The 22,038-nt window shown below is 56.3% G+C and carries 15 protein-coding genes; 2 read left to right on the plus strand and 13 right to left on the minus strand.

The genetic code is table 11. The annotated features are described in order from the left end of the window. Position 1: 1 nt before the first annotated feature. From JWU58_RS14765 to JWU58_RS14800, 8 genes are all read right to left on the minus strand, one after another. Positions 2-553, minus strand: a complete 552-nt coding sequence (locus JWU58_RS14765; RefSeq protein WP_241196125.1) for an Imm15 family immunity protein — start codon at positions 551-553, stop codon at positions 2-4. Beyond that, positions 554-5,134, minus strand: coding sequence for an RHS repeat-associated core domain-containing protein (locus tag JWU58_RS14770; protein ID WP_241196126.1), 4,581 nt, complete (start codon positions 5,132-5,134; stop codon positions 554-556). 123 nt (positions 5,135-5,257) lie between these two features. Further along, a complete protein-coding gene (locus tag JWU58_RS14775; RefSeq protein ID WP_130902052.1) occupies positions 5,258-5,521 on the minus strand; it encodes a PAAR domain-containing protein in 264 nt (87 codons plus the stop codon). Between the two features lie 237 nt (positions 5,522-5,758). Beyond that, on the minus strand, positions 5,759-6,241 hold the full coding sequence (locus JWU58_RS14780) for a DUF4265 domain-containing protein (protein ID WP_130902051.1): 483 nt from the start codon (positions 6,239-6,241) through the stop codon (positions 5,759-5,761). Then, positions 6,231-10,916, minus strand: coding sequence for an RHS repeat-associated core domain-containing protein (locus JWU58_RS14785; protein WP_206420388.1), 4,686 nt, complete (start codon positions 10,914-10,916; stop codon positions 6,231-6,233). The genes JWU58_RS14780 and JWU58_RS14785 overlap by 11 nt, the downstream gene beginning before the upstream one ends. Next, a complete protein-coding gene (locus JWU58_RS14790) occupies positions 10,913-13,819 on the minus strand; it encodes a type VI secretion system Vgr family protein (RefSeq protein WP_206422191.1) in 2,907 nt (968 codons plus the stop codon). The genes JWU58_RS14785 and JWU58_RS14790 overlap by 4 nt, the downstream gene beginning before the upstream one ends. Before the next feature lie 124 nt (positions 13,820-13,943). Beyond that, positions 13,944-14,459 carry an Hcp family type VI secretion system effector gene (locus JWU58_RS14795; protein ID WP_007949952.1) on the minus strand — a complete coding sequence of 172 codons (516 nt, stop codon included), beginning with the start codon at positions 14,457-14,459 and terminating at the stop codon, positions 13,944-13,946. A gap of 449 nt (positions 14,460-14,908) precedes the next feature. Beyond that, positions 14,909-15,805, minus strand: coding sequence for a LysR family transcriptional regulator (locus JWU58_RS14800; protein ID WP_206420389.1), 897 nt, complete (start codon positions 15,803-15,805; stop codon positions 14,909-14,911). A 140-nt stretch (positions 15,806-15,945) separates the two neighbouring features. On the opposite strand from JWU58_RS14800, the gene JWU58_RS14805 reads away from it, so the two are divergent. Beyond that, the gene (locus JWU58_RS14805) at positions 15,946-16,935 is read left to right on the plus strand and encodes a zinc-dependent alcohol dehydrogenase family protein (RefSeq protein ID WP_206420390.1); all 990 of its coding nucleotides are present in this window, start codon (positions 15,946-15,948) and stop codon (positions 16,933-16,935) included. Between the two features lie 879 nt (positions 16,936-17,814). Here the strand turns inward: JWU58_RS14805 and JWU58_RS14815 are convergent. Further along, positions 17,815-18,147 (minus strand): phage holin family protein, encoded by a 333-nt coding sequence (locus JWU58_RS14815; protein ID WP_047598490.1) that lies wholly within the window; start codon positions 18,145-18,147, stop codon positions 17,815-17,817. On the opposite strand from JWU58_RS14815, the gene JWU58_RS14820 reads away from it, so the two are divergent. After that, positions 18,098-18,319 (plus strand): hypothetical protein, encoded by a 222-nt coding sequence (locus JWU58_RS14820; protein WP_206422228.1) that lies wholly within the window; start codon positions 18,098-18,100, stop codon positions 18,317-18,319. The genes JWU58_RS14815 and JWU58_RS14820 overlap by 50 nt on opposite strands. A gap of 355 nt (positions 18,320-18,674) precedes the next feature. On the opposite strand, the gene JWU58_RS14825 is transcribed toward JWU58_RS14820, so the two are convergent. Genes JWU58_RS14825 through JWU58_RS14840 form a run of 4 tightly spaced genes read right to left on the minus strand, consistent with a single transcriptional unit; the run spans position 18,675 to position 21,971 of the window. Further along, positions 18,675-19,034: a PA0613 family protein gene (locus JWU58_RS14825; protein ID WP_134023329.1), complete on the minus strand. Its 360-nt coding sequence runs from the start codon at positions 19,032-19,034 to the stop codon at positions 18,675-18,677. Further along, positions 19,027-21,246 (minus strand): virulence-associated E family protein, encoded by a 2,220-nt coding sequence (locus JWU58_RS14830; RefSeq protein WP_206420393.1) that lies wholly within the window; start codon positions 21,244-21,246, stop codon positions 19,027-19,029. Before JWU58_RS14830 ends, JWU58_RS14825 begins: the two co-directional genes overlap by 8 nt. Beyond that, entirely contained in the window at positions 21,236-21,460 is a 225-nt protein-coding gene (locus JWU58_RS14835; RefSeq protein ID WP_008080171.1) for a TraR/DksA family transcriptional regulator, read from the minus strand. Before JWU58_RS14835 ends, JWU58_RS14830 begins: the two co-directional genes overlap by 11 nt. After that, positions 21,453-21,971, minus strand: coding sequence for a phage regulatory CII family protein (locus JWU58_RS14840; protein WP_083368989.1), 519 nt, complete (start codon positions 21,969-21,971; stop codon positions 21,453-21,455). The genes JWU58_RS14835 and JWU58_RS14840 overlap by 8 nt, the downstream gene beginning before the upstream one ends. Positions 21,972-22,038 lie beyond the last annotated feature (67 nt).

Genomic DNA, 22,038 nt, shown 5'->3' on the forward strand with positions numbered 1-22,038 from the left:
TTCAAGGCTTGAAATCAATTAAAGTCGACTTTTTAATTATTCCATTTAATGCTTTGGGGACGGCAAAAATCCTAATAATATCTTCACCACACACAGAATCATGAAATCTGCTTTCATGAAAATCGAAAAGCGCCTTACTACCCAACTTATCAAAATAATTTTTTACTTTTTTCATTTCCCGCGACGCAGCCTTTCCACCCCTCTCCTTGAGCTTATCCAGAAAACCAACTGACGCAGGCGCGGGATAAACAAAAATGTTGGGAACAATAACATCTTGATCATCCAAGCCATCAAAGTCGGTAAATGTTATTGCGTAGAAATTTAACGTATCCGCCGTTTCCATTACCCTAATCAAATTGATCAAAAATATAGCGGCCCCCGCCAGAACTGCAGAAACGCTATCGTTGCTCATCTCTTTTTTTAAGAAATCCAACCGTTTGTATCTAGATACAAGCGGTATTTCCTCAAAGCTTTCATAGCTTTCAAAGAATACAGCCATATCATTATATGGCTCTTTGCTTATTATTTTGCTGTAAATCTCAGCCAACTTCATTTAAGGGATGCTCCATCCGTGATCGTTCAGCCATTCTTTTGTTTTTTTGGAGAAGGTCACATCCCCTTTTCCTTTATCATGTATTGATCCGTCGAGATTGTATCCCGACCCACACTTACAGTGTGCGTGCCATTGGCTGCTAGGTACACTCTGTTCCGGCTCATCAATACGAGTGATTTCCGCCGGTGCTTGGCCTCTTCTAACCTTTGATTGGGCCTGCTTCGGCGTGCCGCCTGATTGTGCGCCTTTTTTAGCCAATCCCAGCGGATCGACCCAGTTCAAAGGATTCGGAGCGTACTCAAACAGGTTCAACCCACCTGCATAGCCAATCGGATCTTGGCTGATAAAGCGCCCGACCATCGGATCATAGTACCGATATCGATTGTAGTGCAGACCGGTTTCATGATCATGGTACTGCCCTTGAAATCGAATAGGGTTCGCAATGCCCTGCTGCTTCGCCCAGTGCGACCGTTCCTCCCGTATCTCACCCCAAGCTTTGGACTGAGCGCTCCATACGACGTCTCCGTTCTGATCGGTCAACTCAAGAGGCGTCCCCAAGTGGTCGCATTGATACCAGGTCAATACATCGATTTGGGGCGATACTGCGGAACAATTCCAAAGCGGATCATCCTCTAAGCTGTAATCCTCATCGTAGTCAGGCAATCCCATCAGATTAATGGAATGATTCGACATCGCCTGAGCGACAGGAATGAATGTTCCGGGCTCAAACACGTAATGAATAGTGCGGCCCGCCTCCCCGTCCTGCTGAGGAGCACGACTTTCCCAAGCCAAGTTATCGCCATCCCAACCGTACAACGTAAAGCCACAGCCGTGCTCTCGCTGCAATCGAGCGTGCTCAGCGCTATTCCACAGTGAGCCTGCCGCCGGCCGCTGCTTGTAGTGGACCTTCGAATTCTTGGATAAACGTCGACCAAGGGCGTCGTAGGCAAACTCCACCGAAAGCCTTGAGTCCTCAAAATGCACCAGCCGATCGAACAGATCCCAACGCATCTGGCTGTAAGCACCATCGCACCAACGCTTTATCTGGTTACCACGCTCATCGTATTCGTAGTGAGTCCCTGCATACTCGCGCAGCAGGTTATCGACTAGTTTGCTGCGTGGGGGAGTCAACTCTAGAGGCCGCCGACTCTCGGCCGCTTTCTCATCAAGCAGGTTACCCGCCGGGTCAAAGTCGAAGGTTTCAACACCCAAACGACTCACTGCGCTCAACAAACGACTCACCGGATCATAGCGATAGGACAACTGGCCACGGCGCGTATCGTTGATTTCGTTCAGTTGCCCTGCGGCGTCGTAGGCGTACTCACGCTTAAGCAAAACCGACTTGTCATCACTACGCCCCAACAGTTGCACTTGCAGGCGCCCGGCCGGGTCCCACTTCTGCGTCTGCACAAGACGATTGCCTTGATGCCGAGCCACTTCGCGATGCAGGTCGTCGCGCTCATAGCCAAGCAACTCATGCTCGTTCAGGCGCAATGCCAAGAGATGACCGCTGCCGTAGGTCAACCAACTGACCCGATGCCCATCAGGACGGATCGTGGCCACACGTTGGTTGAGCACGTCGTACTCGTGTTGCCAGACAGCAACCAGTGGCTTGTCCAAACCGAGGTAGTGCTGATGCTCACGCACCATATTGCCGGCCAGGTCATGGAACCATTGCACTTGGCTGTCTGCGTTACTGGCAAGGATCATGTTGCCCCTGCCGTCATAGGCGTAACGCTCCGCCTGTGACTCATCGCCAAGCGAAGCAAGACGCTCGGTCACACGCCCCATCTCGTCATACGCTACCGTCACAACACGGTCACCGGTGGCGACCTTTGATAGGCGTCCAGAAGCGATGTCGTACTGGTAGCGAGTCAGACGTCCGTCAAAGCCTGTTTCGGTCAACAAGCGTCCTACTGGGTCGTAGAGAAATTGCGCCGAGCGTTCATTCTGGTTCTCCAGAGCCTGCAAACGTCCCAAACGATCCCACCGATACCGCAGAGTCTGTTCGGCAGCGTCCACGCGTTCTTCGACGAAACCAGCTGCCGTGTAGCTCCACCTCGTGCAGCGATCCAATCCGTCGACATGGGCCAGAAGCCTGCCCTCTGCATCGCGCTCAAAACGCTCCTCTGTTTTGTCCGGATGCCGGATAAGCGCTACCTGCCCAGCCTTGTATTCGTATTCGGTGCTCTGCCCTGCTGCATCCGTTGCGCAGATCATCAAGCCGCGATCGTCATACTCCCATGTACTGGTCTTGCCCGAGCAATCCACATACTTGAGTAATTGACCCGCGTCGTTGTATTCGAGGGTCTTCTCGTTACCGTTGGCATCCTTGATGGCAATCGGCAGACCTTTTTTGTCATAGGCGTATTCAGTCTTGTTGCCGAGCGGATCGACCGTTTCAACCAGGTTGCCGGCGTCATCATAGGCGCGCAGCCATAGCCCGCCTTCCGCGTCCATGATTTTGATGAGTTGGTCGTGGTCGTCATAGGCGAAGTGCACCACGCTATTGTCGGCGCGAATATGCTCAAGTCGATTGCCGCGCTCGTCGTAGCTATAGCGGTCAGTGGCCCCATCGGGATGCACATGCCGGACGACGTTTTTGGCGTCATCGCGGAACAACCACTCCGACAAGCCATCGGCGTGACGAATGCGATACGTGTAGCCCAGGCTGTCGTAGTAGTGCCATGTTTCGTTGCCGTGAGCATCCGTGACGTACGTCAGACGAATGTTCTCATCCCATTCCAGACGGGTGTCGAAACTGCCGTCATCGGCCCACTCGCGCACCGCCTTGGCATCGGCGCCCGTGCCCTGCCATTGCAAGTTCATCCCACGCCCGGTCCGGTCCGTGTAGCGCGTGATCAGATGATGCTCATACTGATACGACCAAGCCGCACCGTTCTCATCCTGGGCGAGAATCAGGTCGCCTAGCGCGTCATACTCATAAGCGCACAGCTGACGCTGTGGCGCCCCGTCACGGATCTCCCAAAGGCCGGTCAAACGGCCATGAGTATCAATCAGCGTACCGAGATGACGATGTACCTTGGTGATGTCATTTTCCTGATAGGTAATCAGGTCGGACAACACGGGCGCCTCACCGTGACGATGCTCATGGTGCAGCATGATTCCGGCGCCACTGCGCAGCACAACACCTACCAGCAGGTAACTTTGCCCATGACGGCTGTAGGTTTCCTTGCGCTCGAAACCCCGGCATAGCAGCAACTGTCCCTCGCTGACATGCAGCAAGGTGATGTTTTCAATCGCGTCGTAATGAAACTGGCCGATCTTAGGTAACGGATAGCTATGGCTTCGGCCGTCTGCATCGTGGAACACCAGACCATCGTCCTGCTCATCGATGCGAGTCGTGAACGGAGTGATCCAGCGCGCGCCCAATATGCCCGAATCATAGGCGCTCAAGTCCGAGCAATACGTGCGGGTCCAATCAATCGGGAAAGCGCCGGGCAAGCTGAAATCTGAGTGATCAAACGTCTCCGTACCCATGGCAAAGCTGATGCGTTTGCAGGTCGCAGGGCATACTTCGTTTTTCTCATCATTGGGGCGCGTCTTCGGCTTCGACTCAGCACGGCTGACTTCGACCTTACCGTCGCTGGCAACGCGTCGGGATTGACTGGTCATGCCCGGTTTGACGTTACCGCCCTGCCCGTGCGCATTGCGCATACGCCAGGCTGCAACGGCGCTGGCCAGCACCACCAGCAGCGCGCCGATGGAGCTTTGAACGGCTGGATCACTCAACTTGTTCAACTGCGTGCGCAGCTCAGGTCCCATGGCGCGCAGCGATTTCGTATGAATCAGAACTTTTTTCTTTGCTTGCTCCGGCAACAGATGCTCGGCCGCACTGTTGGCAACGCCTTTGCCCGCTGCTTTGTAAACGTTCGCCGCGGCGCCGAAGATATTGCTGATAGCGCTCAAAGGATCATGTAGTAGTTGTTCGCCGGCAGCGCTTGCCATCTGCTCTGCCGCTTTCAAATTGCCTTTGGCATCGAGCTGTCCGTTTACGACGCGCTCTAACCCGACGGCAATTTCATTGAGGATCTTTTCGCCAAGCTCTCCTGCATCATTGAGCAGCTCCTTGAGTTTGGCTTGAGCCTGCTTAACGAAATCATCGATCACCCCAACAATATCAGCGTTCAGATGGCCAACCACGACGTTGATCAACGCATCGCCCAATACCAGTTTGCCGACCTTGGCGACCTCCTGACGGACAAGGAACAATGTCGGTCGCAAGCTCATCCGCGCGGCCGCCATGTTCGGCGGCATCGGCAAGACACCGATCAGGTTGATCCCGAGACTGACCCAGTTCAAAGGATCTTGTCGTGGGCTGTTGGAGAGTGTCACAACATCATTCAGCGCATCGACCAGCGCCATGATGTTGCCGACAACAGGCAGCGCGCCGGCGACCGTCTTGATGCGCTCCAATGTCACCAGATCGCCACTGATCTCTCGCAACCAGGCATCGAATTGAGCCGCACTGCGACCCACGTCTTCCACCATGATCAGATTCAGCGGAACAACGGCGACTTGTGGTTCACGTTTGGTTGCAACAGCGATATTGGTCGTCATGGAAGCGTCTTACCAGCCAACAGGCTCGGGAATTCAGGGATGTCATGAGGCTCATCGCTATTGAGAGCTTTCGACTGCACGTCGCCGCTCGCTAGCAATGAAACCAGGATGTCGTCAGGTCGATCAGCTGATCACTGCGCCTTTCGGACCGCTCGCAATGAGCGCGGCCCCACAGGCAGTTTTCATACCGTCCAGAGCGATGGGCGTACCATCAACGGTGTAGGTGCTGCTGCCCTCAGCAATCGGGAAAACCCCTTTGCAGAGCGGGCAACTGACCTTGTGGCCGACACCGGCAATGGGCTTGCCGTTGAGGTCGGTTCGAGAGAAGGCTTCGAGCACCTTGCCACCGTGCGTGGTGGAGTCGCCCAAGCGGATTACATCTTTCATGGTGTCACTCCTTTGACTAAATCCTGGATTCATATCGGCCAGGCAAACGTTCGAAAGAGGGTCGCCCTCGTTCATATTTTCTGGCTGGCCGATGAAGCGCGCTGCAGTCACTACCGACCTGTCACGCGCCCTTCGAGCTCACACTGCGTTTCGTAGATCTAGCCGACACATTTGTGTTTACCCAAGCTTGCTTAGCCAAGCTTCGATTGTTGTCAGCGAGATCGCTATTCGAATCAATCAGCTCTGCAGCCACCAATTCAGCAGCGTTTCATCCTCTTCATCATCTATGTTCTTGTAGACGTTGGCGTAATACCATTCGAGGCCGGTTTTCTCGCGGAAACGATCAAAAAACTCATTGATCCTGTCCATCCCGTTGCTCGACGGCACAGCCAATGAAAGATTGCCTTCGAAAACGCCATCAAGTGTTCCACCCAGCTCTTTGCCGACATCAGTTTCGAGCTGAGCAATGACATCCTCAGGGATGAAATCGGCGTAGATATGAATACAAAAATTCCCGCCGCGCTTGAGGACTTCGGCGTGGGTGTTTTTGTTTTTTATCGAGATGACATCACCTCGAGCCAGATTCAGCGCAAGACCAGGTGAAGACAACAGCTCATAGGTATCCTGCCCCATCGCAATTGCAGGGAGCTCCTCGAATACCGGGCCACCGTCATCTGATACAAACACCTGAATCAGTACAGGCAATTCTTTATCGTCCATATGGCGCTCCACAACTTCCACGTTCGACACACGACATCCCTTCTTTCACGTAACCGCTATTTCCCGCACTCAGGTTACACGAAGCGCCCTCAAGATCTACGTTGACATCGGCAAGGTTGCCCCCATTTGAGGTGGCCACATTCTTATGCCCCAGGTGCATGTCATCAGGATTGGTAGAGGTATGTCCGCACCGCCAGCACTTGTAGACGCCCACCGGCTTACTTTTATCGATGAGTTTCTTGCGACACGCCGCCTGCCCTTTTCGACTGCCCCCGCCGACCTTACTCGCAGCGATATCTTGAGGCGATGCTCCAGCGCCGTCTTTTAGGGCGCGTTTGGATGGCGGTTTCTTCACCAGCCCTAAAGGGTCCACCCATTGGGTTGGGTTAGGTGCGTATTGATGAAGGTTTATTCCACCCATCAGACCTATCGGGTCCTTTGAGATGAAGCGACCTACATGGGGGTCGTAGTATCTGTATCGGTTATAGTGCAAGCCTGTTTCATGATCGTGGTACTGACCTTGGAAACGAATTGGATTGCTCAGTCCATGCCGTACTGCTGAGGCTGATGTCTGTTCTTTTGCCTGTCCCCACGCCTTGTATTGAGCGCTCCAGGCGACCTGACCGTCCTGATCGGTGAGCTCCAATGGTGTGCCTAAATGGTCACACTGATACCAAGCCAAGGCATCAAACGGTTGTGCTTTGGGTGCATGTCTCCAAAGCGGGTCATCTTCAAGACTCTCGCCACCGACATATTCAGGCTGGCTTAGAAGATCAATCGAGGCGTGTCTGATCGCTTGAGCTACCGGAACAAACGTGCCGGGTTCATATACGTAATGGACTGTGCGACCAGTCCCCCCATCGATAGGCGCAGGACTGCTTTCCCAGGAAAGATTATCTCCGTCCCACCCGTACAAAGTCAGGCCACAGCCAAGCAAACGCTGAACGCGTCCCTGCTCATTTTTATTCCAGTGGGAACCTGCTTCAGGACGATTTGTATAATGGGCGGTTGAATGCTTATACAGCCGGCGACCCAAGGCGTCGTAGGCGTATTTGACCGAGAGACGATCATCCTCGAAATGAACCAACCTATCGAACAGATCCCACTGCAGTCGACTGCGTTGACCATTGTGCCAACGCAGCGTTTGATTGCCACGATCGTCATATTCGTAATGGGTGCCGACGTATTCCCGTAGCAGATTGTCTACCAACCGACTACGCATTGGGGCCTGATCAAGAGGCCGGCGTACTTCTGTCACCTTTTCATCGAGCAGGTTACTGGCTGGATCGAAAGCGAATTTCTCAACCCCGAGGCGGCTTGCTGCACTGATCAGTCTTCCGACTGGATCGTAACGATAGGACAGCGGTCCGCGACGCGTGTCGTTTAGCTCGGTCAACTGGCCGACCGCATCGTATTTGTATTCGCGCTTGAGCAAAGTGGAATTGTCATCACTTCGGCCTAGCAATTGCTCCTGCAGGCGTCCTGCCGGGTCCCATTTTTGAGTCTGACGCAGACGATTGCCTTGATGACGAACTACCTCACGATGTAGGTCATCTCGCTCATAACCGACCAGCTCGTGATTATCGAGTTTCAACGCAAGCAAATGCCCACTGCCGTACGTCAGCCAGCTCACCCGGTGACCATCCGGGCGGGTCGTAGCTACACACTGGTTGAGGGGGTCGTACTCGTGCCTCCAGATTGCAACGAGCGGTGCATCCAGGCTCTGGTAATGCTGATGCTCTCTGATCAGATTACCGGCCAAATCATAGAACCACAGCAGCCGGCTTTGGTCATTCGTGGCCAAAACCATGTTGCCGTTACCGTCATACGCAAAGGATTCACTTTGAGACGTATTGCCCAAGCTCGCATGGCGTTCGACAAGCCGTCCCATGGGGTCAAACGACATCGAAATGACACGCTCACCGGTAATGGCTCTCGCCAAACGCCCGCTCTCGGAATCGTACTGATAGCGCGTAGCAACGCCATCGAATCCTTTTTCCTCAAGCAACCTTCCGACAGGGTCATAGTGAAATTGGGTGCGCTGCTCGTTTTCGTTTTCCAGCGCTACAAGACGACCCAGCCGGTCCCAACGGTAGCGAAGCGTTTGCTCGCAGGCGTCTACGCGCTCGGCAATCAACCCGGCAGCGTTATAGCTCCATGTCGTGCAGCGATCCAGACCGTCAATATGGGCAAGCAGACGCCCTTCGGCATCACGCTCGAATCGCTCCTGAGTTTTATCTGGATGCGTAATCAGGGCGATATGTCCAGCCTTGTACTCATACTCGGTGCTTTGTCCTGCTGCATCGGTAAAACAGATCATCTGACCGCGATCGTTGTATTCCCATTCGCTGGTCTTGCCAGAGCAATCGGTATATTTCAGAAGCTGACCAGCATCGTTGTACTCAAGCGCTTTCTCGTTGCCGATTGCGTCCTTGATAGCGATCAACTGACCTGCTTTGTCGAAGGCATACTCCGTCTTGTTTCCAAGCGGATCGACCGACTCCACCAAATTGCCGGCATCATCGTAAGCTCGCTGCCATTGCCCACCTTCTGCATCACTAACCTTGATCAGTTGATTGAGATCATCGTAGGCGTAGTGAGCGACACTGCCGTCGGGACTGATGTGCTCGAGCAAATTACCGCGCTCGTCATAGCTGTATCGATCGGAGGTCCCGTCTGTATGAACGTGACGAATGATGTTTTTTGCGTCATCGCGAAAGAACCACTCTGAACGTTCATCGGGATACCGAATCCGGTAGGTGTAGCCCTTGATGTCGTAGTAGTGCCAAGTCTCGTTGCCATGGGCATCGGTGACATATGTCAGGCGGATGTTTTCGTCCCATTCAAGACGAGTATCGAAACTGCCGTCATCCGCCCACTCGCGCACGGCCTTGGCGTGTGAGGTGTGGCCGTCCCACTCCAGATTCAACCCGCGGCCGGTGCGATCGGTGTATCGAGTCAGCAGATGATGCTGATACTGATAGTTCCAGGCAGCACCGTTTTCATCCTGAGCCTGGATCAGATCGCCGTGGACGTTGTATTGGTAATCACAGAGTTGCCGTACAGGCGCGCCGTCACGGATTTCCCAAAGACCGGCCAGCCGTCCTTGATCATCAAGCAGGGTTCCCACGTGCAAGTGGACCTGCGTGATATCCCCTTGATAGGTAATCAGGTCAGACAATACCAGGGCGTCCCCGTGCCGATGCTCATAGTGCAGCATCAGCCCCGCGCCACTGCGCATTTTGACATCCGTCAGCCAGAAGGAACGACCACGACGGACATAGATTTCTTTACGCTCGAAACCGAAGCAAACCAGCAGTTGATCCTCGCCGGAGCGAACCAGCGTGAGATTCTCTACGGGGTCATAGTGAAAGAGGCCCACCTTGGGCAGAGGAAAATCGATGCTACGACCGTCGGCGCCAAAGAAAACCAGACCATCGCCCTTGCAATCAAATCGGGTGGTGAACTCTGTCACCCACCGAGCGCCCAGTTCGCCATTGTCAAAGGCATCGAACCGGGAGCTGTAGGTACGCACCCATTCAATAGGAAATGGACCTGGGAGGCTGAAATCGGTATGGCTTAGCGACTCGGAGCCCAACGCGAAGCTAATACTGTTGCAAGTACCCGCGCATGCACCATTTTTCTGGCCGTTGGCGTTAGCGTTCGCAGGAGCCTGACGGCTGCTGGCTTCGAGCCGGCCTTCACCTGCTTTGTTCTGCGCCTTACTTGTGGCATTGGGTTTCACGCTAGCGCTCTGTCCATGCCCTCGGCGCTTACGCCAGGTCACCACGGCACCGCTGAGCATTTGCAACAACCAACCGATGGAGTGCCGCGTTCCCGGGTCACCCAACTTACTCAGTTGGGTTTTGATTTCCGGCCCCATCGCTCTCAACGTGCCGGTGTGCGTCATCACCAGTTTTTTAGCCTGGTCCGGCAGAAGGTTCTTCGCCGCGCTGTTGGCCACCCCTTTACCGACGGCTTTGTAGGCACTGAATGCAGCCCCAAAGATATTGCTGATGGCCGCCTTGGGATCGCTAAGCAGTTGATTGCCCGCCGCCGTGATCTTCTGCCCCGCTGCACGCGCATCGCCTTTAGAGTCGAGCTTGCCGTTTACAACGACCTCGAGACCCTTTGCGATTTCGGTAACTGCGCTCTCGCCCAGTTTTCCAGCATCGGCGAGAATGCCCGAAAGTTTGCCTTGGGCCTGTTTTACGAAGTCATCGATCGTGCCGACGATGGTGGCGTTCAAGTGCCCGACCAGCACTTCGATCATTGAGTCGCCTAACAGCATCTTGGCGCTGTTACGCAGCTCCTGACGTACCAAAAACAAGGTCGGGCGCAAACTCATACGAGCAGCAGCCATGGTCGGAGGGGCTGGTAAAACACCGATCAGGTTGATACCCAGGCTGACCCAATCAAGCAACTCCCGCTGCTTGCTTTTGGTAAGCGTGACGATGTCGCCAAGCGCATCGACCAGCGCCATGATGTTGCCTACAACCGGCAGTGACCCGGCGACCCCTTTGATTCGATCAAGTGTGACCACATCACCGCTGATGGATCGCAGCCAGGCATCAAACCGAGCGGCACCACGACCCACGTCCTGCACATCCAGCGTGTTGAGCGGAACGACGGCTACCTGAGGCTCGCGCTTCTTGGCAACGGCAGCTTCAGTCATGACAGCACCTCTCCATTCAACAGGTCAGCTGTCTTAAACGTTGGTTTGGGCAAGGACGGGGCCGGAAGGCTTGGCAGCTTGCCCGCCTCGCTGGCTGCGCTAAGAATGCTCGACGCGCTCGGTGTCGCTGCACTCGCCAGTTTTGGCAAGCCAGCCACTCCGCCCTGTACAGCATCTTTGACCTGTTGCGCCGTTTGCATTGCACCTTGCGCCGTCTGTACAGCACTCATCCCTGTCTGAGCCATATCCTTGCCCTTCTCCAGCACATCCCAACTCTTGCTTGGCAACACCTGAGCAACCATTGCTTGCACTTGGCTTGGAGCTTCGTCCGCGCCTGGCGGATTCAATGGCCACTCCGGCTTGCCGATATAGCTGCCTTCGCTCCAGGTATCGGCCGGATCCTTGCCGAACAGCACGCGCGCCGGTCCCGGTGCAGCACCAGAAACGCTCGCAAAACCCTTGCCGTCGAGTTTGCCCTTGATGCTTTTGCCCAGCGCATCGATGACTTCGTAATCACCTTCCTTGATGCCTTGGCGTCCGGCGTACTGGTTGAACAACTCAAGATTGCCCTTGCCTGGTTTCGGGGGATCAGGGAACACGCCGGCCAAACTCTTCGCTCCGGTATAGGCGAAATTGGCCGCGTGGGCCGTGTACGGGCCGCTGGTAGCGTGAGTAATGCCACCAGCGTTGTAAGTCGTGGCACTGCCGCCCCCTTGGATCACCAATTCGGTTTTGGCCGTGATGGTGATGCGGTCAGCATTGGCAGTGATATTGAGCTTGGCCAGCAAGTTAATGCTGTCCTTGAGTGCCCGCACGTCAATATCGCCGGACGCGGCGACCAGACGCCATCCCATGCTCTGAACGAATAGGCGCATTCCTCGACTAGCACTGGCCAGCAGACGTTTACCGATCGACAGACTGGTATGCCCGGTGCTGCTCAATGCCAGATGTTCACCCGTAGCGATGTGGCTGGAGCGCGGCGTGGTCAGGGCGATGCCGGCCGGACTGGCAAGCACCAGATGCGGTTCGGTGAACTCTGGAAACTCATTAGCAGTGAGGTTGGCCGGGCCACTGCCGAGCACGCCTTGATGCTGAGCGTGCAATGCCTTGGCCACATCGTCCTGATCGCCAGCTTCCTGCGCCTGCAGTTCTTTGGCTTGAACCGCGAAACCGTCCTGCTGGTCGCTCGCGGTGGCCAGACGCTCAGCGGTTTCCGGCAGATCCTTATGGTGTTTGGATTCGTTGGGCCGAGGCTCCGTGGTTATCAGGAGACCCGCGCCAGCTCGCACCGCGCCATGACGATCTGTACGCAGTTCGAAACCTTCGCCGCGCGGCTGGCCGCCACTTGGGCGCGGATGAGTCAGATAGCCGAGATTGATTGCACTCGCACCGTGGTCGCTGCGAAGAGCGATGCTGATTTCACTGGTCGTGTCATCAATACGCAACTCGTTGGCACGGCTGCCCTTGTATTCCTTGCTCTTGACCGTGGCGAGAGTTTTGAAGTCAGGCAGTTTGTAAGGCGGCAGGTTCGCACCGTGGTACAGGCAGCCGGTGATCAAAGGTTGATCGGGATCGCCTTCGAGGAAGCTGACCAAAACCTCCATGCCGACGCGCGGAATGTTGATCGAACCGAACGTCTCGGCCGCCCAACTGGACGCTACGCGCATCCAGCACGTGGTCATGTCGTCATGTTGGCCTTCGCGATCCCAGAAGAACTGTACCTTCACTCGTCCGTATTGGTCGCAGTAGATCTCCTCACCCTCAGGACCGGTAACTACAGCGCTCTGAGAGCCGAGAACTTTTGGCTTGGGGTGTTCGAGTGGTGGACGGTACGGCACGTCCCAAGGGATTGCGCTGAAGCGATTGCGGTAGCCCTGATGGAAATCATCCTTGAGATCAGTGGTGTCACTAGTCACCGACTCCTCAAGCACCTGAGGCTGTTTGCCTTCGTGGAAGATCTCGGTAAGCAACCAGAGGTCATTCCAGGTCGGATTGGCATGATCGGTCAGCGCAAGGAAATGTCCACTGACCAAAATCGGCTGATCACTGCTGCCTTCCGCCAGACGGTAGTCAGTTCGATGGCGCTCAAGCGCACGATTGGCCAAGTGCTTGCCACGGTCACGATCTACGAATCGACCCGGGTAATCGTAATCCTCGAGATCCGGCTGAGCGGAGCTCTTTGCATCACTTTCCAGTTCGATCTTGGGTTTGACGAAATCGTAGTCTCGCCGCGTGGTGCGACTCGTGCGGGTAACCAACCGCAAGCCGAAACGCTTGACGACAGGCTTGTCGGCAACGAGCCCAGAATCTTGCTGATAAGCCACAGGCGCCAGCTTCGGGAATACCGTCTGGTCATCGCCGAAGGTGAGCTTGTGACCACTGGATGTGTGCTGGAAGTGGTAATGAATCCCCTCCTCTTCGCACAGCCTCTGGATGAAATGCAGGTCGGACTCATCGTACTGCACACAGTAGATGCGCTCCGGGTAAATCGCGCTGAGTTGGAAATGGTAATCGCTGGCCAGGATCCCGTGCTCTTCCAATACCTTGCTGATGATCTGCTGCACGGTCATCTGCTGGAATATGCGCTGGTTAACCCGATGCGCCAGATACGCCAGTTGCGGACGCAGAGAGATTTTGTAGCGCGTCAGGCGCTTGCCCGCCTCGCCTTGAGCAATGCTGTAGACCAGGCCGTGAATGCCGGTGCCGGTCGGAGACAGTTGAAGAAACGCCAGTTTATGCAGCACGCTTTCGAGGTTGATCGAGGCTTTTTCGCTGACCAGTTCCAGTTCGAATTCGAAGGGTGTATTGAGCGCCTCCCGACCAGTGAAGGACAGCACCTGAAAATCGCTGTCGATGCCATCGATGGTCAGATTGAAATGAGGCTGGTTGGCCGGTGAGAACATCCCTTGTTCCTCGCGCAATGCTGCGTCGGGCATCAGTCAACAAGCCTGATGCACGCAAGAATTCTTTAGGTCAAAGCACCCCGATCGGCAATGCCGACCGGGGTGAATACAACATCAGCCGTAATTAAACGACTGGAGCACGCCAGTCATCGGAACCCGAAGTACCGGATACTTCGTGGGTCCAGGTGATTTTGCGGTAGGTGAACTGCACTTCTTCCAGGTGGGTGAAGTGCGCGTTGCCTGGATCCTGGCAGTTGTGCATTTTGTTGTTGATGGCGACGATGATCGCGTCTTCCAGTTTGGTGGTGTAGTAGTGCTCTTGGGTGCCTTGAGCCGAAGTGCGGTACCACTGGATAACGATTTCGCTCATGCGCTCGCCGGAAGTCAGAGCTGCTTGCAGCAGTGGCGAAGCCTTGTCGTAGACCTTGGTGATCACAACTGGCTTGTGTACGCGCTGACCGGTTGGCTGACCGGATTGCGGGTCACGCGGGATGATCACGTCGTGGGTGAAAGCCTGAACCATAACCTGGTCTTCGTGGCCTTCCTGGTAGGTGTTGCCAACGGAGTCGGCGGTGAAAGCGCCGGCAGTGATCAGGCCTTGTTTTTCGCCGGTAACCGACATGTACGCTGGTGTTGCCATGGGGTGCTCTCCTTGCGGATAAAGTTAGGGTGCCCGGAGGCGAAATCGCCCGGTGGGTAGCTGAGAGTTATCAAGGAGCGTGCCAGGTTTTGCGCGGTGCCCGGATGGCGGGGGCGCCACGGTAGTTGGTGATCATTCGGGGCGATTTTCAGCGGAATAACCGGGAGAAGTGCGCAAGAAGTTGCGCAGTACTGCGCAACTTCTTGCGCACTTGGCTGCAGGCCTTGAACCGCTTGGGCTGCAGGGGATATAGGCCCTGAAATATTACGACCAATTGCGCAACTTCTTGCGCACTTCGAAAAATTCTCCATGTCATTCGGTCAAATCATGAAGAAGCTCCATTTCCAGAAGGATCTCGATCGTCGACTCGCTCACGAGCGACCATTAGGCCAGATGCGCACGATCGGAGCGGCAGCAATCGGCCAGTAGCGGCCATAATTCTCCTACAGTCAGAGAGTCCCCCGTGGCCCAAACGCCTCACGTGCGAACTCCAAAAAGCTGCGCAGCTTTGGGGTCATTCTTTGGTCAGGGGCGTAGAGCATATGCATTGAGGTAGTCGGAACCGGGTACTGCGGTAGCAGACGCACCAAAGTCCCATCACGCAACGCATCGCTAACCAGCTCTATAGGCTGTAGAACTATACCCAGACCGGCTACTGCTGCTGCCAGCAGTGGATCACCCTGATTAATCGTCAATTTGCTTGTAATTGGGACATCGATACGCCCCTCTCGACTATCGAAGCTCCAGTGCGAGCGACCATCAGAATAGGTAAAACCCAGGCACTCCTGCTGCTGTAGATCCCAAGGATTCGTGATAGGAGGGCGACGTGCAAGGTAGGACGGTGCAGCGCACAAAACCATTTGATAGGGCTCTAGCGGCATCGCCTTCAACCCACTGCTCACCAACTCGCCGATGCGAAAGACCACGTCGTAACCATGATCGACGATATCTACCAGCTCGTTCGATAGGGTCAGGTCGATAGACACCTGTGGGTACCGAACCATGTATTCAAGCAGGCGCGGAGAAAGCGCGCGAATTCCGAACGTAACCGGTGCGTTGATTCGAAGTCGACCGATTGGTGTGCCACGAGTAAGGGCAGCCAGGCTCTCGGCGGACTGCATGTCTGCAAGGATCAGTTTCGCGCGCTGGTAGAACGTCCTGCCGAAGTCAGTAAGGCTTTGCCTGCGAGTAGTCCGTAGCAATAGGGAGACACCGAGGTGTTGTTCGAGCATTTTCACCTGTTTCCCTACCAGCTGAGGGGACAAGTTCAGATCGTCCGCAGCGGCGCTGAAAGAACCCAGCTCAACCGTTTTGACGAACGTAGCCATCTGCGTTAAGCGATCCATTATAAACACCATGTTTCTAGTGATAAGCCATCGTAGGCCTTTATCCGTTACTCACCAAGGTCTAAATTCTCGTCACCCTTCGAGTGGCTGGAGACATTCCGGATTTACATCGAAGCCCATTAACAAACGAGGTACCCAACATGGCACGCATTGTCAGAATCCACGAATACGGTGATGCCAGCGTTCTGAAGCTGGAAGATTTGCAAATTTCGGCACCGGCACCAAATGAGGTGCAGATTGGCGTTAAAGCTATTGGCTTGAACCGGGCCGAAGTGATGTTTCGCAATCACGCCTATCTACAGGAGGCCGAGTTCCCTAGCCGCTTGGGATACGAGGCCGCAGGCGTCGTGGTTGCAATCGGTACCGACGTAACGGAAATCAAGATTGGTGATGAGGTCGCTGTAATCCCGCCTTTGGATATCGCTCGATGGGGCACTTACGGCGAGCTGGCCAATGTACCGGCTCACCTAGTGGTGAAGAGTCCTGAGAACTTATCCTTTGAAGAGGCTGCTGCGTCTTGGATGCAGTACGTCACCGCTTGGGGTGCATTGATCGAACAAGCGAAGCTGCGGCAAGACGACTTTGTCATCGTCACCGCTGCTTCAAGCAGTGTTGGCCTAGCCGCCTTCCAACTTGCTCGTATGGTCGGAGCTACGTCAATTGCAATCACTCGAACCCGCGCGAAGAAGCAAGCCTTACTTGATGCTGGCGCTGCGCACGTCATCGTCAGTGATGAAGAGGACATCGTCGAGCGTGTTATGGCGATAACTGCCGGTCAAGGCGCGCGCGTGGTGTTTGATCCCGTAGGCGGGCCGTCCTTTGAACCCCTCACGCAGAGCATGGCGCGAGGCGGAATCTTGCTGGAATACGGCGCACTTAGCTCTGAGCCGACGCCATTCCCGCTGTTTACCGTACTAGGCAAAAGCTTGACCTTGAAGGGATATCTCTACGCAGAGATTGTGGCCGACCTTGAAGCCTTGGAAAGAGCGAAGGCTTTTATTCTGCAAGGGCTGAAGTCTGGTGCGTTGCGCCCGGTCATCGCCAAGACATTCGCGCTTAGCGACATCCAGGATGCTCATCGTTTCCTTGAGGCCAATCAACAAATCGGCAAAATCGTGGTGACTGTCTGACCGTGTTTTATGGGCTGAGAGCGTAATTCTCGGCCCCGCTTCAATCCGATCCAGATGACCGCTTCTGGCCGTAAGCGGACCATTTGATTTCATCTGAATTCCCCTTGCTTCAGCACTCGGCCAATAAAAATACAAAGTCGTCGCTAGAACCTTGAGACGCTTCATTTAGCCGTTGACGTAGCGCAGCAGTCTGCTGTCGTTCCACTTCCCACGGGTCCGATAGCGCGGCGAGCTGCGGTGCCATTGTGGCGACATGCTCAGCAATGACTGATCGAACTTGCCGTCTCATACGCATCCTTCTGCACGAAGCTGATCTCGACCAGTTCACCCTGCGCCTTGCGAAACTCCATCTCAGCCATCCGCGCCGGGAGGTGTTCGCGATGTGCACGCGCTTTCTGAAAGTCTGGGGTCTGCCCATGCGCAGAATCAGCGGGCGGCGGCGCAGCCATGTTAGTCGGTTCGGATTGGTCTGAGACGTGACTGTACACATCACGCTGAGCCGATCCCGTTGGTGGCGAGCAGTGACGGAACATGTACGTAGCTGTGCTCATAGGCCCTCCTTTTCAGCGATTTTCAATGAATCCTTTCAAGATTTCAGTGGATTGAAATTTCAGTAAGCTGGTGGGTCTCCCACTAACACGATCCCGCGGGTTTCCGACCCCGTGTCCTTTGAAAGTCTCCAGGGTCCCCGGCGGTTTTCTGCCCGGCCCGGCTGATCGACTCGGCATCCGAGTGCTAGGCCCTGCCCCGATCCATTTGGAAAGACGGACATCCCTGCAAAGGTTTCAGCTAGAGAGATTCCGCGAGTTCCATAACCCGTGTAGGGGGCGGCCCTTGGGGAGGACCCGTAAAATCGGAGCGCCACCCGGCCTGCCCAGCTCATGCCTTCGGTTCGGCCTCATTCAGGTCCAGCCGCTTGGCCACCCAGCGTTCGTACAAGCCGATGGCTACATCCGCGCCGGCCATTGCGGTCAGGCAACCCAGGGCGCCCGCCGTCCAGATCGACAGGCCCGCGCCGAACAACAACATCATCGCCGACACGCCGCAAACGATGCAGGCACCGGACCGAAGTGCTAGCCGGCGCAATAACGCCCAGCCTCGCGCCCCATCCTTGTCAGCACGCCACATCTCGCCGGACACGCCTCCAACCAATGACAGGGCAATGACCAACCAGATCGGCATCTCTGCCAGCGCCTGTTGCTCGTTCGTCATTGCCCTGCCCCTTAAACAAAAAGACCCGGCGCAATGGCCGGGTCAGGTGGTGGGTGGCCTGCCGCGCTTTGCGGTCGCACCCATCGAAGATGGCCCCTTTTTACAGGTCGATTCTGGTGGCAGCAAGACCGTTTTAATGCCATCCGGTGAATGTGTGGCTTACGCCCGGTGAACGGCTGGCGAATGTCGGTGAATATCTATCCCGGCTGTCTTTTGCTTTTCTGGCGTCCCATGCGTCCCACCTCTCTAAAACAAGGTGGGACGTCTGAAAGCCCCGTAGATTGGGGCTTTGCCCCACTGTCCTACTTTTATCTCTCCTTTCTCGTGTATAGAGAGAATATTTAAAAACACGCGTGCGCGTGAACACGCGTATCTGTGCCCGCTACGCATACACGGGAGGGAGGCAAAAAAGGTGGGACGGTGGGACAGTCCAACAAATACGCGGCCTGCGCCCGTCCCACCACCGCAAAAAGCGGTGGGACGGAGGCAGGCCAGTGGGACGGCATGAGCCAGAGTAATGCCCACGATCAAGCCGCTTCCCCTAGGAGGAAGTGCTCGACCACGATGTGGGCGTCATGCAGGCGCTGGTAGTAAACGTTGCGTGTGCAGCCACTGCGCGTCAGACGTGCCGCCAAGGGCGCATCAGGCTGGAAGTAATGCACCTGCACCACCGTCATCAGCTCGGGGTCGAGGCGTTTCTTGACGATGCGCTCAATGTCCAAAGACGCCTCGAGCGGCACCCGGCTCCCGCGTCTACCGCGCACCAGCTGGCCACCACTCTCCATCATCATCGCGACCATGTTGCCGCCCGAGTAACCGGCGGCGACCTCATCGCTGTGCAGCTCCTGCGCCCATTGCTTGAGGGCCATATCGATTGCCTTAATCATCGAAGCACGGCTCCTCGAACTGAGATTGTTCCAGCGCAGGCGCCCTGCCCCAACCCACCGGTTTCTTGTACGCCCAAGGCCGCTGACCGCTCTTGCTCAAGGCGCCCAAACGGAACCGTCGCCAGCCCAGACGATGCAAGATCGCACCCACGCGCATCTGCTCGGGTTTGCCCCAATGACCAGGATCGAGCTTGAGCGCCTGGCTCATCACCTCACTGCCGGTGGTAGTCTCACCAATCTGCGATTCTTCGAGCCAGGTCAGGATGGGCGTTTCCCACTCGTCCACCACGAAGCGTTCGTCCTGTTCCTCGCTGAACATTGGCGCTTCCTCTCGCGTCACCCACCAGAGGTCGCCGGCCTCAAAGCAGAACATCGCTTCGGCCCACAGCTGATCGCGGATCTCGCGCAGCAACGCCACGTCGACCTTGGTACAGGCCACCGGCCAATACCGGCGGTTGCCGGTGGCGTCTTTGAGGTATTCGTCCTGGTTGGTGGTACCGACGAACACACACTGGCGTGGCACGTCCAGGGTTCTACGGCCATAGCTTTCGCGGTAGGTGTCAGTCGATGCCGAGAAGAACTGCTTGGCCTTGGTGCTCTCGGCCTTGTTGAAGCTGTCCAGCTCGCCCAGCTCGACGATCCACTTACCGCGGATCGCCTGAAAGCCGTCCTTGTCACCGAGAGCAAACGGCGTATCCATGAACCACTCACCGCCGAGCACGCTCATGGCGGTCGACTTACCGGCGCCTTGTACGCCTTCGAGGATCATCACCGAGTCGGCCTTGCAACCGGGCTTCATCACCCGCGCCACGGCCGAGATCATCCAGCGCTTGCCGACCTTGGACGTGTAGTCCGTTGTCTTCACGCCCATGACATCGGTCAACCAACGCTCAAGGCGTGGCACACGATCCCATTCCAGCTTTTTCAGGTACTCGCGCACCGGGTGAAAGGCGTGGTCGTGCGCCACGACACTTACGGCCTCGATCACATGCGAGGACTTCACACGCAGGTTGTACTGCTGTGCGAGCCACTTCATGACGCGCACGTCGTCGATGTCGGCCCACTCCCCGGTGCCACCGCCATAAGGCGCCGCACGCAGCTTGACGATCTTCGAGCTGAAAGCGCAGTAGCTGATCACCCCGGCCCAGCGCTCGTCGTGAGCGAGGATCAGTTCGACGTTCTGCATGTGCGCGATCAAGGCACCGCTTTCACTGCGGGCCAGTTGATCTTTCCAGCCACCGGCTGCCGGTGGGCGGACCACGGCCAGCACTTGGCGGCGAACCGCGTCGAGGCCTTCGGCGACGTGCAGGTCGTTGAAGTCGGTCCACTTGTCGTGACGCTCAATCGAGAAGATCGGCGCAACGACCTGGGCACCGATGATCAGCGCGGCGTTGCTAGCCTTCTCTTCACCGGGGTTCCACGCATCGCCATTAGGCTTGGTGGTCTTCCAGTCGTCGTCGCGACAGATGATCAGCGGGCAACCGGCGAAGCGCTCGCGCATGACCTTGCACACAGCCAGCAGGTTGCCCGCATCGAAGGCCACGGCCACGGCAAGCGATGTCGCCATGTGCAGGCTGGCGCCGGTGGCGTAGCCCTCACACACCAGCACCGGTTCGCCCGGTACCGGGTGCGGACCGAGCAGGTGAAAAGTACCCTCCTTCGCCATCCCGTAAGGCCAGTAAGATTTGTCCCGGCCAGTGTCTTCCTGCTTGTTCGGGAAGATCACCTGCAGGCCCATGATTTGATCACGGGCATTGTTCATCGGCACCAATACCGCACCGGTGCGTGGCGCGTAGCGGACGTTGATGCCGACGATCTGTTTGCGGTCCAGGTAATCGCTGCGCCCGGTGGTCGGCATTCGCTCGAACAAACCTTGCGCTCTTTTTGCGGCCCGCCGCGCAGCGTTATTCGCGATTTCCGCAGCGCGGCGCTTGGCTTCTTCCTGGCGAGCGCGCATCACTTCGCGCTCTTCCGGCGACATACGACCGGCCTTGACCTTGATCTTCTGCGTCTCGCCCGAACGCCAGTCACCGAAAGCGCCGAAGATAAGCGTGTCGCCCTTCTCCGTGCGCTGCTCGTGGACCACGTACCAGCCGTTCTTTTCTTTGCCCTTGTCCTGCGAAGTCTTGCAGCGGGTCAGCTTGCCGAACACCAGCGGTTGCGCTGGCTCCAGACCGTAATCGGCGAATTGGCCCAATACCTCATCGAGCATGCTGAATCCCCCGCTCAGAGAGGGATTGGCAACTGATGCATTGCGAGCAGCCCGGCTGAGCCAAACGACGGGCTTCCGGGATCGGGTCGTCGCAGGCTTCACAGAACAGCAAGGAATGGGCAGCGCTTTCGGCTTTGGCAGCGCTGCGCGCCGCCATGGCCTGATCGATGCGTTCCTGCACCAGGTCGTTAGCGAAATCGGCGATGTCAGCCACGGTCAGCACCTCGCGTCGTCTGGTTGACGTAGGTGGCGCGGTTGAACAACCCGAGCAGCCCTTGAATGCCCCGGAACACCTGCAGGCGAATCGCTGCCAGTTCCTGATCAGTCACCACACCGTCGCCGATGCTCTTGGCCCAGGTCTCGGCCAGATCAGCGACCTGGCGGAAGTATTCGGCGATACCCGTGGTCAGGGTCTCGGGCATGTCGTTGGTGTAGGTGTCGGCCAGCTCCTGCCAGACCGTGTCACCGACCAGCGCATGCACCGCATCGAGAATCCGGCGATCCTTGGTCAGTTCGAGGATCTCGCCGAATTCCTGAATGTTGATGGAGTGGCTCGGATGAGTCGGCGACAGCTTGTGCTGCAGCGTGGTCGGGTTACGACCGGTCGTGGCTGCGATGGCAGCAGCGCCGCCCGGGTAATCGCGAGCGGCGTGGTACAGCGCTAAATCGAGCGGCAGGATTTCCCGCTGCGCCCGTTCCAGAGAACTGAGAGCGATACGGCTCATGGCATTAATCCTAAAAGTTGCCAGTGCCGCGCGACAGAAGTTGGTGATACATTTGCCGCGTGGTCTG

The sequence above is a fragment of the Pseudomonas atacamensis genome (genome assembly GCF_017167965.1).
In the GTDB taxonomy this organism is placed as follows: domain Bacteria; phylum Pseudomonadota; class Gammaproteobacteria; order Pseudomonadales; family Pseudomonadaceae; genus Aquipseudomonas; species Aquipseudomonas atacamensis.